Origin of the sequence: Deinococcus aerius (assembly GCF_002897375.1) — a bacterium.
Taxonomy (GTDB): domain Bacteria; phylum Deinococcota; class Deinococci; order Deinococcales; family Deinococcaceae; genus Deinococcus; species Deinococcus aerius.
In genome coordinates, this window is the sequence record NZ_BFAG01000010.1 from 36142 (window position 1) to 49900 (window position 13759).

Consider the following 13759-nt stretch of genomic DNA (forward strand, 5'->3'; position numbering starts at 1 on the left):
CTTAGTAGCTGGTCGAAGGGGCGGGCGTGGGTTCCGGGCGGCGCAACTCGTCCAGCACGGCGCGGGCCGCCCCGCCGAGCAGGGCCAGGTCGGACCCGGCGGTGACGAAGCGGTAGCCGAGGTCGATGGCCGCGCGGGCCAGCTCGGCGCCGGGGGTGAAGATGCCGGGAATCAGGCCCCGCCGCAGGGTGTCCCGGGCGATGCGGGCAACGATGCCCGCCGTGTCCCCCTGCCGGAAGTCGAGGGTCGCGCGCCCCGTGAGGCTCAGGCTGAGGTCGCCCGGGCCGACGAACACGCCGCTCAGGCCGGGAGTACCGAGGATAGCCTCAAGGTTGCCCACCGCCCCGGCCGTCTCGATCATGGCGAACACCAGCGTCTCGCGGTTCGCGCGCACCCCGTAGTCGTCGCCGTACACCATCCGGGCGCGGGTGGGGCCGAAGCTGCGCCCGCCCTCCGGCGCGTAGCGGCAGGCGTGGACGAGGGCGCGGGCCTGCCCGGGCGTGTCGATCATCGGGCAGATCACCCCGGCGGCCCCCGCGTCCAGGGCGCGCATCAGGTCGGGCGGGTGGAGCCAGGGAACGCGCACCAGCGGCACGGCGGGCGTGGCCGCGATGGCCTCCAGTGTGGCGACCAGCCCGCCCTCCCCAATCAGGCCGTGTTGCAGGTCCACCGTGAGGATGTCGTAGCCCGCGTGTCCCATCACCTCGGCGCTCACCCCGCCGGGGAGGTGCAGCCAGCCGCCCAGCACCGTCTCCCCGGCGGCGAACCGTTCAGCCAGGCGTGACAGGGCCTCAGGCATGGGCCACCGCGTTCAGGGCGTCCGAGATGGCGCCCGGGGCGTCCAGCGGGAGGTAATGCCCCGCGCCCGGCACCACGCGAATGGCGGCGTGAGGAACGAGCGCGTGAAGCTCTGCGGCCAGGTGGGGCGGCGTCACGCGGTCCTCCCCGCCCACCAGCAGCGTCAGCGGCCCGGTGAAGCGGGCCACGTCGCCCCGGCTGTCGGGCCGGGAGCGCAGCAGGGCGAGCTGTTCCAGATAGACCTCCGGGCCCACCCGGCGCGCCATGTCGAGCACCTTTTGCCGGTGTGGCCCGGCGGTGTCCGCAATGGCCCGCACCACCTCCCCGAAATGCCCGGCACGGACTCGCCCCTCCTGCGCCGCCCAGGTTTCCAACTGGGACGGGGTCGGCGCGTGAGGATTGGCGCTGATCAGCGTGAGGCGCGCGAGCCGCTCCGGGGCCCGCCGCAGCACCTCGAAGGCGACGATGGCCCCGAGGGAAAAGGCCACGAGGTGCAGCCTTTCATCCACAGGAGCGGCATCGAGGACCCGCCCGGCGGCCTCCGCGAGCGAGCGGCCCCGGACCATGTCCAGCACGTGCGCTCTCCCCGGCACGGCCACGCCTCCCCACAGCGCCGCGCCGCACAGCGTGCCCGGCACCAGCACCACCCGCGGGTCGCCCGTCACGGCGCTACTCGTCCCCGAACTGGCCGCGCATCTGGCGTTCGAGTTCGGCGAAGTTCCCCGGCTTGATCATCTTGCCGCGCTCGTCCGCCTCGAAGCCGTACTCGCGCGCCTTGCGGATCACCTCGGGCGCCCAGTAGGGGTCCTTGCCGCCGAAGACCTCGTGCTTTTCGAGCACCGCGAAGATCCAGCTCTCGCCCTCGTCCACGGCCTCGAAGCCGCGCCACAGCCGCGGGGGCAGGGTGATGTAGTCGAACTCCTCCAGGATGGTCTCGCCGTCCACCCGGTCCTCGTGCTCGCCCCAGTAGAAGCGCCAGCGGCCCCGCAGCGGCAGGAACGACTCGATGTAGTCGTGGGTGTGGTAGGCCGGGCCGTTGCCCTGCCGCGCCCGCACCATACCGATCTGGAACCCGTGCGGCGTGGTAATGAAGGGCGCGTAGGCGTCGTTCTCGCTGGCGGTGTCCCCGATGATCGCGTAGTTGTGGCGCTGGTGCCCCGGGATGATGCTGTCGATGAACATCAGCGGCACGGCGCGTGACTTGAGCTGCGAGAAGCGCACCACGTTGCCGGTCATGATGCCCAGGTCTTCGGCAGGGGAAACTTCGGGGTTCGAGGTCATGGGGACTCCTGAGCAGGGGGGCCCGCGAAGGCTGGCTTCGCGGTCGGCGGCGCGAACAGCCCCACGTTTGGCGGGCGGACGGCTCCTCGGGGCAGGGCGGTCACCGTGGCGGGCCTGTGGGGCAGGGGAGACCTCCGGGGAATGAACCGGGAACGAGCCGACCACGCGCCGAGCCAGACGAGGCCCGGCTGCCTATTTGCATACGTATTCACACCGTACCCCCGATGTCCGCCGTCGTCAAGCACCGGCGAGAACACCGCGCGTCAGGCTGGCGGCCCGATTGGCTTCCATTACGGTGTTGCCGAGGTAAAGTTGGCTGCCATCGCAATAAGAAAAGCTGGCGCAGAGGTGGCGCCGCATGGACTCCCCGCCCCGCGAGCGTGAAGGACTTGACAAATCTGGCGAGATGTGCCTACGATACGTGCATACGTATGCAAAAGTAAGGAAGGTCCGTCGCCTGCCCAGTGCTGCCTGCACCGGCCCGCGGCGCCCTGCGGCCCACCCGTCCCGTCCACATTCTGTTTTGGTCACGCTGACGCGAGGAGGATGGCAGATGGATCACGCACGGAAGCTCATCTGGCGGCGGGCGGGCGGGGCGCTCGTCATGGCGGGAGTGCTGGGCCTGGGGACGCTGGGAACGCCGTCGGTCCAGGCGCAGAGCGCCTCGTCCTACGGCCTCAAACCCGGCAAACCCTACAACGGGACCCGGCTCAAGTTCCTGATCTGCTGCCTGGCCGCCGGTCAATTCGCCCAGCTCAGCAAGCTGACCGGGGAGGGCGGCGAGTTCCAGAAGCTCACCGGCATCACGGTGCAGTGGGAGAACACGCCCTACGGCGCCCTGCAGCAGAAGGAGCTGGTCGAGGCCACCACCGGCGGCACGACCTACGACGTGGTCGCCTGGGTGGATGCCTGGGGCGAGGCGCTCAAGCCGTACCTGCTGCCGCTGAATAGCCGCATCAAGGCCGACAAGATCAACCTCAAGGACTACCCCAACGCCTACCTCCAGGCCTCGACCGACAGCAAGGGCAACATCATCGGCATCCCGTTCCGCGGGCACCCGCTGGTGCTGTTCTACCGCAAGGACGTGTTCAAGGACCTGCGGCTGCCGGTGCCGCGAACCTGGCAGCAGGTGGTCAACACCGCCCAGATCATCCAGCAGCGCAAGCCGGGCATGGTGGGCTTATCGGCCATGTACGGGGTGAGCGCGGGCCAGAACCTCTTTAGCTGGGTCAGCATGCTGTGGGGCAACGGGGGCGACATCCTCGACAAGACGGGCCGCCCGGTCTTCAACAACGAGAAGGGCGTGCAGGCCACCCAGCTCTACATCGACATGCTGCGCAAGAACAAGATCGTGCCCGCGGCGGCCACCACCTTCGGCGAGACCGAGTCCTCCAACCAGATTCTCCAGGGCAAGGCCGCGATGTGGGTCGGCTGGTGGTGGTACTGGTCGCAGTTCTCCGACCCCAAGGCCGTCGCGCCCGGGGTGCTGAACAACGTCGGCTTCGCGCCCGCACCGGGCTGGGCGGGCGGCACCACCCAGAACTACGCGCTGGTGTGGCCGGTCGGCATCTTCAAGAACGCCAAGAACCCGGACGCCGCCTGGGAGTTCATCAAGTACGTCACCAACACCAATGTGCAGAAAAAGGTCGCGGCAAACCGCAGCGTTCCTGCCGAGGCCGACAACACCATCGTTACCTTTTCCGGCATGAACGATCCCAAGGTCAACGCGGCGAACGGCGGCATTCCCAAGGTCGGGGCGCAGGCGCTGCGGACCGCGCGGACCCTGCCGCAGGTGCGCTCGTGGGCCGAGATCCAGAGCGTGCTGGAGGTGGGCATCAACAAGATGGCGAACGGGGCCGATGTCAAGGCGACCCTCGACAGCATGGCGAGGGACGTGGACGCCATCCAGAAGCGCGCGGGCTACTACCAGTAGTTCGGGCGGACCCCAGGGGGACCGGGCGGCGTTCCCGGCCCCCTGGCACGTGATGGACCCCGCCGCACCGCCGAGGTGAACCCTATGGCACTTCCCCAGACGACCGCCGAAGCCTCGACCCCGCCCCTTCGTTCGGCCCTCCAGCCCAGGCGGCAGGGCGCCCAGGTCCGCACCGGTGCCCTGCGCTGGCTGCTCCTCGGCCCGGCGCTGCTGATCGTAATGGCGACGGTGCTCTACCCGCTGGTCTCATCCCTGATCACGTCGTTCCGCGACTGGCGGCTGATCTACTCGCCCACGCCCGGCCCCTTCGTGGGCTTGGCCAACTACGCCCGCGCCTTTACCGACGGCGGCTTCCTGAACAGCCTGCGCGTCAGCACCGAGTACCTGTTCATCTCCGTCACCCTGACGCTGCTCATCGGCCTGGGGATCGCGCTGCTGCTCGCCAAGCCCACGCGGCTCAACATCTTCGCGCGCACGCTGCTGATCCTCCCCTTCGCGGTCGCCCCGGTGCTCAAGGGCTACAGTTGGCGCTTCATGCTCGACCCCGACGCCGGGGTGTACTCCCGCCTGATCGGCGCGGTGGTGCCGCCGCTCAAGGGCTACCTGTGGCTGGGGCACGAGTTCAGCGCGCTCCTGGCGATCGCCATGTCGGAGGTGTGGGGCTGGGCCCCGCTCTTCGCGCTGATGTTTATCGGGGCGCTGGGGTCCATCCCCGCCGAGACGACGGAGGCCGCCCGGGTGGACGGGGCGACGAATACGCAGATCTTCTTCCGCATCACCCTGCCGCTGCTGGCCCCGGTGATCTACATCGTGGCGCTCCTCAAGATCATCTCGGCCCTGAAGATGTTCGATCAGGTCGTCACCATGACGGGTGGCGGCCCCGGCAACTCGACCCAGACGCTGTACTACTACGTGTACCAGCTCGCGTTCCGCAACCTCGACATGGGCTACGCCTCGGCGGTGTCGTACCTCCTGGTGGTCGTCATGGGGCTGTTCGCGGTGCTGTACGTGCGCGTGCTGCTGAGGGAGCATTAGATGACCACTTCTGTTGCTGCCAAACGGCCCACCCCCGCCGACGCCTGGGGCAGACGCTCGAAACGCTGGGCACGCTGCTCGTCATCTTCTTCGTGGCCTTCCCGCTGCTGTGGATGCTGCTGACCGCCTTCAAGACGCAGGCCGACACCTATTCCCCCAAACTGTTCTTCCAGCCCACGCTCGACAACTTCCGCGCGGTCTTCTCCAACCCGATCTTCCTGGGATCGCACGTCTGGGTGAGCGCGCTGGTGTCGTTCATGACGGTCGCCATCACCGTGCCGCTGGGGGCCGCCGCCGCCTACGTCATCTCGCGGCACCGCTTCCGGGGGCGCGAGACGCTGTCGCTGCTCATCCTGATGACCCAGTTCATCCCGGCAGTGGTCGTCGCCATCCCCTTCTTCACGCTGTTTCGCAGCCTGAACCTCATCGACACGGCGACCGGGCTGGTCATCCTCTACCTGTCGTTCGCGCTGCCCTACGCGATCTGGCTGCTGCGCGGCTTTTTCGACGCGCTCCCGGTGGAGGTCGAGGAGGCGTCCTTCATCGACGGGTGTAACGAGGTGCAGACGCTGCGCTACGTGACCATCCCGCTCATCATGCCGGGCATCCTGGTCTCGGCGGTCTTCGCCTTCATCTCGGCCTGGAACGAGTTCTTCTTCGCGCTGATCCTGGCGCGCTCCAACACCCAGACGCTGCCCATCGCCATCCAGGGCATCTCCGGGGCGAAGGGCCCCGAGTGGCAGCAGGTCGCGGCGGCCAGCATGGTCGTGATGGTGCCGATCATGGTGATGTCGCTCTTTATCCGCCGCTATTTCGTGGAGGGGATTACCGTCGGGGCGGTGAAGTGAGCCAGTCCCGGGGCCGCAACTCCAGACCCAAACAGGCCAAAGCGAGTGTTCAGGCGGCCCCCTCGGCCAGCGGGGCAGCCTCTCTCACGGTGCCCTCGCCGCGCCCCACCGCCCGAAGGAGAACGCCCCGAATGGAAGACCGAGTTCAGGCCCCCCTGCCCGTGTTCGACTTCGCCGACCACCCCGACATTTCGGACTTCGAGCAGGCCGCCGATACCGGGAGGCGGCAGCCGCTCGCGGGCTTCGACCCGGATTACACCGATATCGTCGATTACATCGTTCGCTGTACCCACAAAATATGGGAGGAGAAGGGCGTCGGCCTGATCTACACCCACTACGGCCACAACGCCACCGTCCACTACTCCAGCGGCGTGATGTACGGGCGCGAGGGCATGGTCGTGAACACCTTGCAGCGCCAGGCCGCCTACGCCGACCGCCGCGCCTACGCCGACGACGTGATCTGGAGCGGCAACGAGCGGGACGGCTTTTACACCTCGCACCGGGTGATGAGCCTGGGGACGAACACCGGGTACACCGAGTTCGGGCCGCCGACGGGCCGCAAGATCCAGCGCTGGGGCTTCGCCGACTGCTTCAGCGTGCGCAACAGGATCGTCGAGGAATGGCTGATGAGCGACGCCATCACCGAGCTGCGCCAGATGGGCTACGACCCGTTGGCGCTGGCCCGCGCCTCGGTGCTTCCCTGGCGTCCGCATACTCACGGGGAGGTGGACCGGCTGCCGACCGGGCAGCAGGCGCCGGAGTTCGTGACGGTGCCGAACGCCGACGAGGACCCGCAGGGCTTCATTCGGGCGATCTTGCAAAACCTCTGGAACGCTCGCCTCGTCAACATGGTCCGCGCCCATTACTCGCCGGGCCACGTCGCCTTCGTGCCCGATTCGCGCAAGCTGTACGGGTACGGTGACTACGAGAATTTCGTCATTACGCTGATGGCTTGTTTTCCCGACCTCGCCATGACGATAGACCATCAATGCCATCTGGGGGACGAGCAGCGGGGCTACCGGGTTGCCACCCGCTTCACGTTGCAAGGGACGCACGAGGGCTACGGCCCTTACGGTGCCCCGACCGGACGACGCATCTTCCTGATCGGCGGGTCGCACCACATCATCCGCGGGGGCAGGGTCGTTCAGGAGTGGACGCTGTTCGACGAATTCGCCCTGCTGAGGCAGCTCTACGCCCGGATGGAGGGTTGAGGCGTGACGGTCGAGCGCAGCCGGACCGGTCCTGCCATCTTCGATTTCGCCGACCACCCCGACATCTCGGACTTCGAGCAGGCCGCGGGCACCGGGAGGCGACAACCGCTGGCGGGCTTCGATGCCGGTTACACGGACATCGTGGACTACATCGTGCGGTGTACCCACAAAATTTGGGAGGAAAAGGCCATCGGCCTGATCTACACCCACTACGCGCACAACGTCATCCTGCACACCTCGTTCGGCGTGACTTATGGGCGCGAGGCGGTGGTGCGGAACACCCTGCAAAGCCAGGCGGGCTTCACGAGTGGACGCGGGTACGCCGACGACGTGATCTGGGGCGGCGACGAGACAAGGGGCTTTTACACCTCCCACCGCGTGCGCGGCTCGTCCGTCAACACCGGCCCGACCCTGCACGGCCCGCCCACCTTCCGCCGGTCGGCGCGCTGGGGCATCGCGGACTGCTTCATCCGGGAGAACCGCATCGTGGAGGAGTGGCTCTTCCACGACGGGGCGAGCAGCCTGCGGCAGATGGGGTACGACCCGGTGGTTCTGGCGAAAAGGGCGGTGCTTCGGGGCGGGCCACACACGCGCGGCGAGGTGGACCGCCTTCCGACGGGCCAGCAGGCCCCCGCCTTTCTGGACGTACCGGGTGGAGAAGCGGACCCGCCGGGCTTTATTGCCGCCCTCCTGCACAACCTCTGGAACGCCCGCCTCGTCAATATGGTGCGCGACCATTACGCGCCCGGTCTCGTGGCCTACGTCCCGGGGGAGCGCAAGCTGTACGGGTATGGCGAGTACGAGAACTTCGTCATTACGCTGCTTGCCAGTTTTCCCGACCTGGCGCTGACGGCGGACCATCAATGCGTGTTGGGTGACGAGCGGCGGGGCTTCCGGGTCGCCACCCGCTTCACGTTGCAAGGGACGCACGAGGGCTACGGCCCCTACGGCGCCCCGACCGGACGGCGCGTCTTCCTGATCGGGGCCAGCCATCACGTCATCCAGGGCGGCAGGGTCACCCGGGAGTGGACGCTCTTCGACGAATTCGCCCTGCTCACCCAGCTCCACGCCCGCCAGGAGGCCCAGCAGTGACTGACGACATCCAGCCACTTCCCGTCTTCGATTTCGCCGACCGGCCGGACATCGCCGACTTCGAGCGTGCGGCCAATACCGGGCGCAGACAGCCGCTGCGGGGCTTCGATGCCGACTACACCGACATTGTGGACTACATCGTGCGGTGTACCCACAAGATCTGGGAAGAAAAGGCCATCGGGCTGATCTACACGCATTACGCGCATAACGCGGTGGTGCATAGCCCCGCTGGCGTGTTCTACGGGCGCGAGACGGTGGTGAGAAACACCCTCCAGAATCAGGCGATCTGGGGCGACCTGCGGGCCTACGCGGACGACGTGATCTGGGGCGGCAACGAGGACGAGGGGTATTACAGCTCCCACCGCCACGTCAACACCGCCACGCACACCGGCTACACCGAGTTCGGGCCGCCGACGGGCCGCAAGATCCTGTACTGGGGCATTGCCGATTGCCTGATCCGCGAGAACCGGATCGTGGAGGAGTGGCTGACCCATGACGGCGTGACCATCGTGAAGCAGATGGGGTATGACCCGCTGAGCCTGGCAAAACAGGCCGTCCTGCCCGCCACGCTCCACACCCACGGCGAGATAGACCGCCTGCCTACGGGTCAGCAGGCACCGGAATTCGCGCCCGTGCCGAACGCTGACGGGGACCCGCAGGGCTTCATCCGGGCCGTCTGGCAGAACCTGTGGAATGCACGGCTCGTCAACATGGTGCGCGAGCACTACGCCCCCGGCCTCGTCGCCTTCCTGCCCGACGCGCGTAAGCTGTACGGCTACGGCGACTACGAGAACTTCGTGATCACGCTGATGGCCTGCTTTCCCGATCTGGCGGTCACCGTGGATCACCAATGCGTGCTGGGCGACGAGCGGCGCGGCTACCGGGTGGCGACCCGCTCCACCTTCCAGGGCACCCACGAGGGGTACGGGCCGTACGGCGCCCCCACCGGGCGGCGCGTCTCCATGATCGTGATCAGCCACCACACCATCCAGGGCGGCAGGGTCGTGAAGGAATGGACGGTCTTTGACGAGTTCGCGCTTCTCAAACAACTGCATGGGCGGATCGGGGGTGCCAGTGACAGCGGACCGGATGTCATCGAAGCCAGCCAGTGAGCACGAGGAACGCGCCCGGCTCACGGTGGACGAACGCGACCTCGGGCCCCAGATGGCCCCGGTGGTGGCCGGGCGGCGGCAGAGCCTGGAAGGCTTCGAGGCCGATTACACCGACATCGTGGACTACATCATCCGGTGTACCCACAAGATCTGGGAGGACAAGGCGGTCGGCCTGATCTACACCCACTACGCGCACAACACCCCGGTCCACCTCTCGGACGCCGAGTTCTACGGGCGCGATCAGGTCGTCGAGAACACCGTGCGGACGCTGGCGGCCTTTCCCGACCTGCGCCTCTTCGGCGACGAGGTGATCTGGAGCGGCAACGACCGGGATGGCTTTCACTCCTCGCACCGGGTCACCTGGAGCGGGCACAACCTCGGCCACAGCATCTACGGCCCGCCCACCGGGAGACGGGTGCAGCGCCGCGAGATCGCCCACTGCGTCGTGCGCCGGGGCCGCATCGTGGAGGAGTGGATCGTCCACGACGAGACCGCGCTGATCCGCCAGCTCGGGCTCGATGAGGTCGAACTCGCCCGCACCCTCGCCCGGATGGAGGCAGAACTGGGGTGGCAGAGTCCCGGTGACCTCGTCGGCGAGGTGCCCCGGCTGCCCGGCCAGGGCCACCCACCCGTCCAGCTCGACGGCGACCCCCGCGACCCGGACGCGCTGCCGGGCCTACTCTACGGGCTGGTCTGGAACGCGCGGATGCTGAATTACCTGGCCGAGTATTACGCGCCGAACGCCGTGGTCTGGGTGCCCGGCAACCGCCGCCTGGAGGGGCACGGCGACCTCACCGCCTACGTGCTGGGGCTGCTGGCCGCCTTTCCCGACGGGGCGATGAGTGTGGACCACGTCGCCTGGATAGGGAGCGAGGCGCAGGGGTACAAGGTCGCGGCGCGCTGGACCTTTCAGGGGACCCACGGTGGGCCGGGACCCTATGGCCCCCCCACGGGGCGGCGGGTGCGGGTGCTGGGAATCAGCCACTTCGAGGTGCGCGGTGGGCGCATCGAGCGCGAGTACATGGTCTGGGACGAGTTCGCCCTGCTCAAGCAGGTGTACCGGCCCGGGTGAAAGGACCCTCATGGAGTATTTCAAGCAGGCCGCCCCCCAGCCGCCTTCGGTCAATCAGGAAATCCGCGACACCGTTTCGCGCATCCTCTCCGACGTGGAGCGTGAGGGCCTGGTCGCCGTCCGGCGCTACAGCGAGCAGTTCGACGGCCACAGCCCACCTTCCTTCCGCATGTCTCAGGAGGAGATTGCCCGGGTCACCTCGGAGGTCGAGGATTCCGTGGCCCGCGCCATTGACTTCAGCCTGGAGCAGGTCAAGGGTTTCGCCGCGTTGCAGCGCCGCACGCTGGTGGACTTCGAGGCGGAGACCTTGCCCGGCGTGACCATCGGGCAGAAGCAGATTCCGGTGAACGCGGTGGGGGCGTACATTCCGGGAGGGCGCTATCCCATCACGGCGGCCCCGGCGATGACGATTGGCGTGCCGAAAGCGGCGGGGGTGCCCCGAGTTGTGGCATGCGCGCCCGTTCAGCGCGGCACCGGGCGCATCAATCCCTCCCAGCTCTATGGCATCGTGCAGAGCGGGGCCGACGAGATCTACACCATCGGGGGCGCGCAGGCGATGGCGGCGATGGCTTTCGGGCTGGAGGGCAGCCCACCCCTGGAGGCCGTGGACATGCTCGTGGGTGCGGGCAACGCCTACGTCGCCGAGGCCAAGCGGCAACTCTTCGGGGTGGTGGGGATTGACCTGCTGGCCGGGCCCACCGAAATCTGCATCCTGGCCGACGACTCCGCCGACCCGGAACTCGTGGCCGCTGACCTGCTGGCCCAGGCGGAGCACGGGGTCAACTCGCAGTCGGTCCTGATTACCACCTCGCGCCCACTCGCCGAGGCCGTCACGCGCGAGATCGAGCGACAGCTCGCGGGCCTGCCCACCGCCGACGCCGCCGGGGCTTCCTGGCGCGACTACGGCGAGATCATCCTGGTCGAGTCCGACGAGGAGATGGCGCGGGTGTCCGACCGGGTGGCCTCCGAGCACCTGGAGGTGCAGACCCGCGATCCCGACTGGTTCCTCGCGCGGCTCACGAACTACGGCTCGCTCTTCCTGGGGCGGAACGCGGCGGTGGCCTACGCGGACAAGGGCATCGGCACGAACCACGTCCTGCCCACGAGCCGGGCGGCCCGGTACACGGGCGGCCTGTGGGTCGGCAAGTTCATCAAGACCGTCACCTGGCAGCGGGTCGCGGACGCGGCCAACGCGACAGTCGCCCCGCCCTTCATCACGATGGCCGACACGGAGGGGATGGTCGGCCACGCGGACTCCATGCGCCTGAGACTCCGCGGGGCGTCTGGGGACTGATGGCGAGGGTTCTGCCGCTGGCCGCCGTGCAGGAGGCCCCATGTCCCGCTGACGCGCCGCTGAGCCTGTTCGCAAACCATGTTCAGGCGCTGACGGCGGCCTTTCCGCAGACGCGGCTCATCGTCTACCCCGAACTCCACCTGTTCGGAACGGAGGGGCCCCTGAGGCGGGAGATGCTGCTGGACATGGCCGAGCCGCTCTCCGGCCCGCGCATGGCGGCCCTGGGAGAACTGGCGGGGGACCTGGGTGTGTGGCTGGTGCCGGGCAGCGTGTGCGAGCGGGGCCCTGGGGGGCAACTCTTCAACACCGCCGTCGCCCTCTCACCCGAGGGACAACTCGCCGCGTCGTATCGCAAGGTCTTTCCCTGGCGCCCGTACGAGCCCTTCGCCCCGGGCGACCGCTTCGTGACCTTCGACCTGCCCGGAGTCGGGCGGGCGGGCTTCTCCATCTGCTACGACGCCTGGTTCCCGGAGGTCACCCGCCACCTCGCCTGGATGGGCGCCGAGGTGGTGCTCAACCTCGTGAAGACGACGACCTGCGACCGCGCCCAGGAGGTGATCCTGGCGCGGGCGAACGCCATCGTCAATCAGGTGTTCGTGGTGAGCGTGAACTGCGCCGGGCCGGTGGGGACGGGTCGCAGCCTCGTCGTGGACCCGGAGGGGATCGTCCGGGCCGAGACGGTCGGGGCAGAGCAAACCGTCCTGACCCATGTGCTCGACCTCGATCACGTTCCGCGCGCTCGGCAGTACGGCACGGTGGGACTGACCCGGCCCTGGGAGCAGTTTCAGCCCGGCGACCCGTCCCTGCCCTTGCCGCTGTACGGGGGAAGCATCGCCCCGGAGCGGTGGCACCCGGCCTCCCCGGAAGGACCCCGGGTGGTGGAGGGACGTGCCGAATGAGCGGGGCAGGTCGGCCCGACCGCGCTCTCAACGGAGGAACCGCGTGACTCAAGAACTCAGGCCTGTCTTCGACTTCGCTGACCACCCCGACATTGCCGACTTCGCCGCCGCCGCGAACACGGGGCGGCGCCAGGACCTCGGCGGCTTCGACCCGGACTACGTGGACATCGTGGACTACATCGTGCGGTGCACCCACAAGATCTGGGAGGAGCGCGCGGTCCACCTGATCTACACGCACTACACCCACAACGCCCGGGTGCATACCGCGGACGGCCTCACGACCTACGGCTCGGCGGCAGTCGTCCGCAACACGCTGCGCAGCCAGGCGGCCTTCAGCGCCTCGCGCTCGTTCGCGGACGACGTGATCTGGGGCGGCAACGCGCAGGACGGCTTTTACACCTCGCACCGCCTCTTCACGGTGGGGGTCAACACCGGCCACACCGATTACGGCCCGCCGACCGGGCGGCGTATTGGGCGCTGGATCGTCGCGGACTGCCGGATCAGGGACAACCGCATCTTCGAGGAGTGGCTGGTCAGCGACCACAGCGCCGAGTTGCGCCAGCTCGGCTACGACCCGCTGGAACTGGCCCGCGCAAGTGCGCCCGTGCCGCCCCTCCCCCCAGGCGAGCCCACCGGGGAGGACGGTCAGTACCCGCCCACCGTCCTGCCGCTGCCCGCGCCGACTGAGGCCGAGGCCTTCGTGCGCGCCCTGCTGCACAACCTGTGGAACGCGCGGATGCTGAATCTGGTGCGCGCCCGCTACGCTCCTGGGCACGTCGCGTGGGTGCCGGGCCACCGCCAGCTCTACGGGCACGGGGACTACGAGGGGTTCGTACTGGGGCTGATGGCGCAGTTTTCCGACCTGCGGCTGAGCGTGGACCATGTGTGCGTGCTGGGCGACGCCGAGCGCGGGCACCGGGTCGCCACCCGCTGGACGATGCAGGGCACCCACGACGGCCCCGGGCGGTACGGGCGCCCCACCGGGCGGCGCGTGCGGATTCTCGGCGTCACCCACCACGAGCTTCAGGGCGGACTGATCCGGCAGGAGTGGACCCTGTTCGACGAATTCGCGCTGCTCCGGCAGCTTCACGCCCCGCTGGCGACAGAGCACGAGCCGTTCGCAGCCCAGCTTGCGCCGTCCGCCTCCGAGGAACCGACCCTCCCGTGAGCCGCCGGGGAGAACG

The 13759-nt window shown here is 68.5% G+C and carries 13 protein-coding genes; 10 read left to right on the forward strand and 3 right to left on the reverse strand.

The window, feature by feature from the left end:
• Position 1: 1 nt before the first annotated feature.
• The 3 genes from DAERI_RS13890 to DAERI_RS13900 are packed head-to-tail and all read right to left on the reverse strand — an operon-like array spanning position 2 to position 2079.
• On the reverse strand, positions 2-799 hold the full coding sequence (locus DAERI_RS13890; RefSeq protein ID WP_103130035.1) for an HpcH/HpaI aldolase family protein: 798 nt from the start codon (positions 797-799) through the stop codon (positions 2-4).
• Entirely contained in the window at positions 792-1463 is a 672-nt protein-coding gene (locus DAERI_RS13895; RefSeq protein ID WP_103130036.1) for an alpha/beta fold hydrolase, read from the reverse strand. The genes DAERI_RS13890 and DAERI_RS13895 overlap by 8 nt, the downstream gene beginning before the upstream one ends.
• 4 nt (positions 1464-1467) lie before the next feature.
• Positions 1468-2079, reverse strand: coding sequence for a cupin domain-containing protein (locus DAERI_RS13900; protein ID WP_103130037.1), 612 nt, complete (start codon positions 2077-2079; stop codon positions 1468-1470).
• 553 nt (positions 2080-2632) lie between these two features.
• Here DAERI_RS13900 and DAERI_RS13905 point away from each other — a divergent pair.
• From DAERI_RS13905 to DAERI_RS13950, 10 genes are all read left to right on the forward strand, one after another.
• Positions 2633-4012, forward strand: coding sequence for an ABC transporter substrate-binding protein (locus DAERI_RS13905; RefSeq protein ID WP_165794212.1), 1380 nt, complete (start codon positions 2633-2635; stop codon positions 4010-4012).
• Positions 4013-4096: 84 nt separating this feature from the next.
• Complete coding sequence (locus DAERI_RS13910; RefSeq protein WP_103130039.1) at positions 4097-5047, forward strand: carbohydrate ABC transporter permease; 951 nt, start codon at positions 4097-4099, stop codon at positions 5045-5047.
• Positions 5048-5139: 92 nt separating this feature from the next.
• A complete protein-coding gene (locus DAERI_RS13915) occupies positions 5140-5895 on the forward strand; it encodes a carbohydrate ABC transporter permease (protein ID WP_235610394.1) in 756 nt (251 codons plus the stop codon).
• 131 nt (positions 5896-6026) lie between these two features.
• The gene (locus DAERI_RS13920; RefSeq protein ID WP_103130040.1) at positions 6027-7106 is read left to right on the forward strand and encodes a nuclear transport factor 2 family protein; all 1080 of its coding nucleotides are present in this window, start codon (positions 6027-6029) and stop codon (positions 7104-7106) included.
• A 3-nt stretch (positions 7107-7109) separates the two neighbouring features.
• On the forward strand, positions 7110-8198 hold the full coding sequence (locus DAERI_RS13925) for a nuclear transport factor 2 family protein (RefSeq protein ID WP_235610395.1): 1089 nt from the start codon (positions 7110-7112) through the stop codon (positions 8196-8198).
• Positions 8195-9310, forward strand: coding sequence for an ester cyclase (locus DAERI_RS13930; RefSeq protein ID WP_103130041.1), 1116 nt, complete (start codon positions 8195-8197; stop codon positions 9308-9310). The genes DAERI_RS13925 and DAERI_RS13930 overlap by 4 nt, the downstream gene beginning before the upstream one ends.
• Positions 9288-10382 carry an ester cyclase gene (locus tag DAERI_RS13935; RefSeq protein WP_235610396.1) on the forward strand — a complete coding sequence of 365 codons (1095 nt, stop codon included), beginning with the start codon at positions 9288-9290 and terminating at the stop codon, positions 10380-10382. Before DAERI_RS13930 ends, DAERI_RS13935 begins: the two co-directional genes overlap by 23 nt.
• Before the next feature lie 10 nt (positions 10383-10392).
• Complete coding sequence (gene hisD, locus DAERI_RS13940) at positions 10393-11676, forward strand: histidinol dehydrogenase (protein ID WP_103130042.1); 1284 nt, start codon at positions 10393-10395, stop codon at positions 11674-11676.
• Complete coding sequence (locus DAERI_RS13945) at positions 11676-12575, forward strand: carbon-nitrogen hydrolase family protein (RefSeq protein WP_103130043.1); 900 nt, start codon at positions 11676-11678, stop codon at positions 12573-12575. Before hisD ends, DAERI_RS13945 begins: the two co-directional genes overlap by 1 nt.
• Before the next feature lie 43 nt (positions 12576-12618).
• The gene (locus DAERI_RS13950; RefSeq protein ID WP_103130044.1) at positions 12619-13743 is read left to right on the forward strand and encodes a nuclear transport factor 2 family protein; all 1125 of its coding nucleotides are present in this window, start codon (positions 12619-12621) and stop codon (positions 13741-13743) included.
• The last annotated feature ends 16 nt before the right edge of the window (positions 13744-13759 follow it).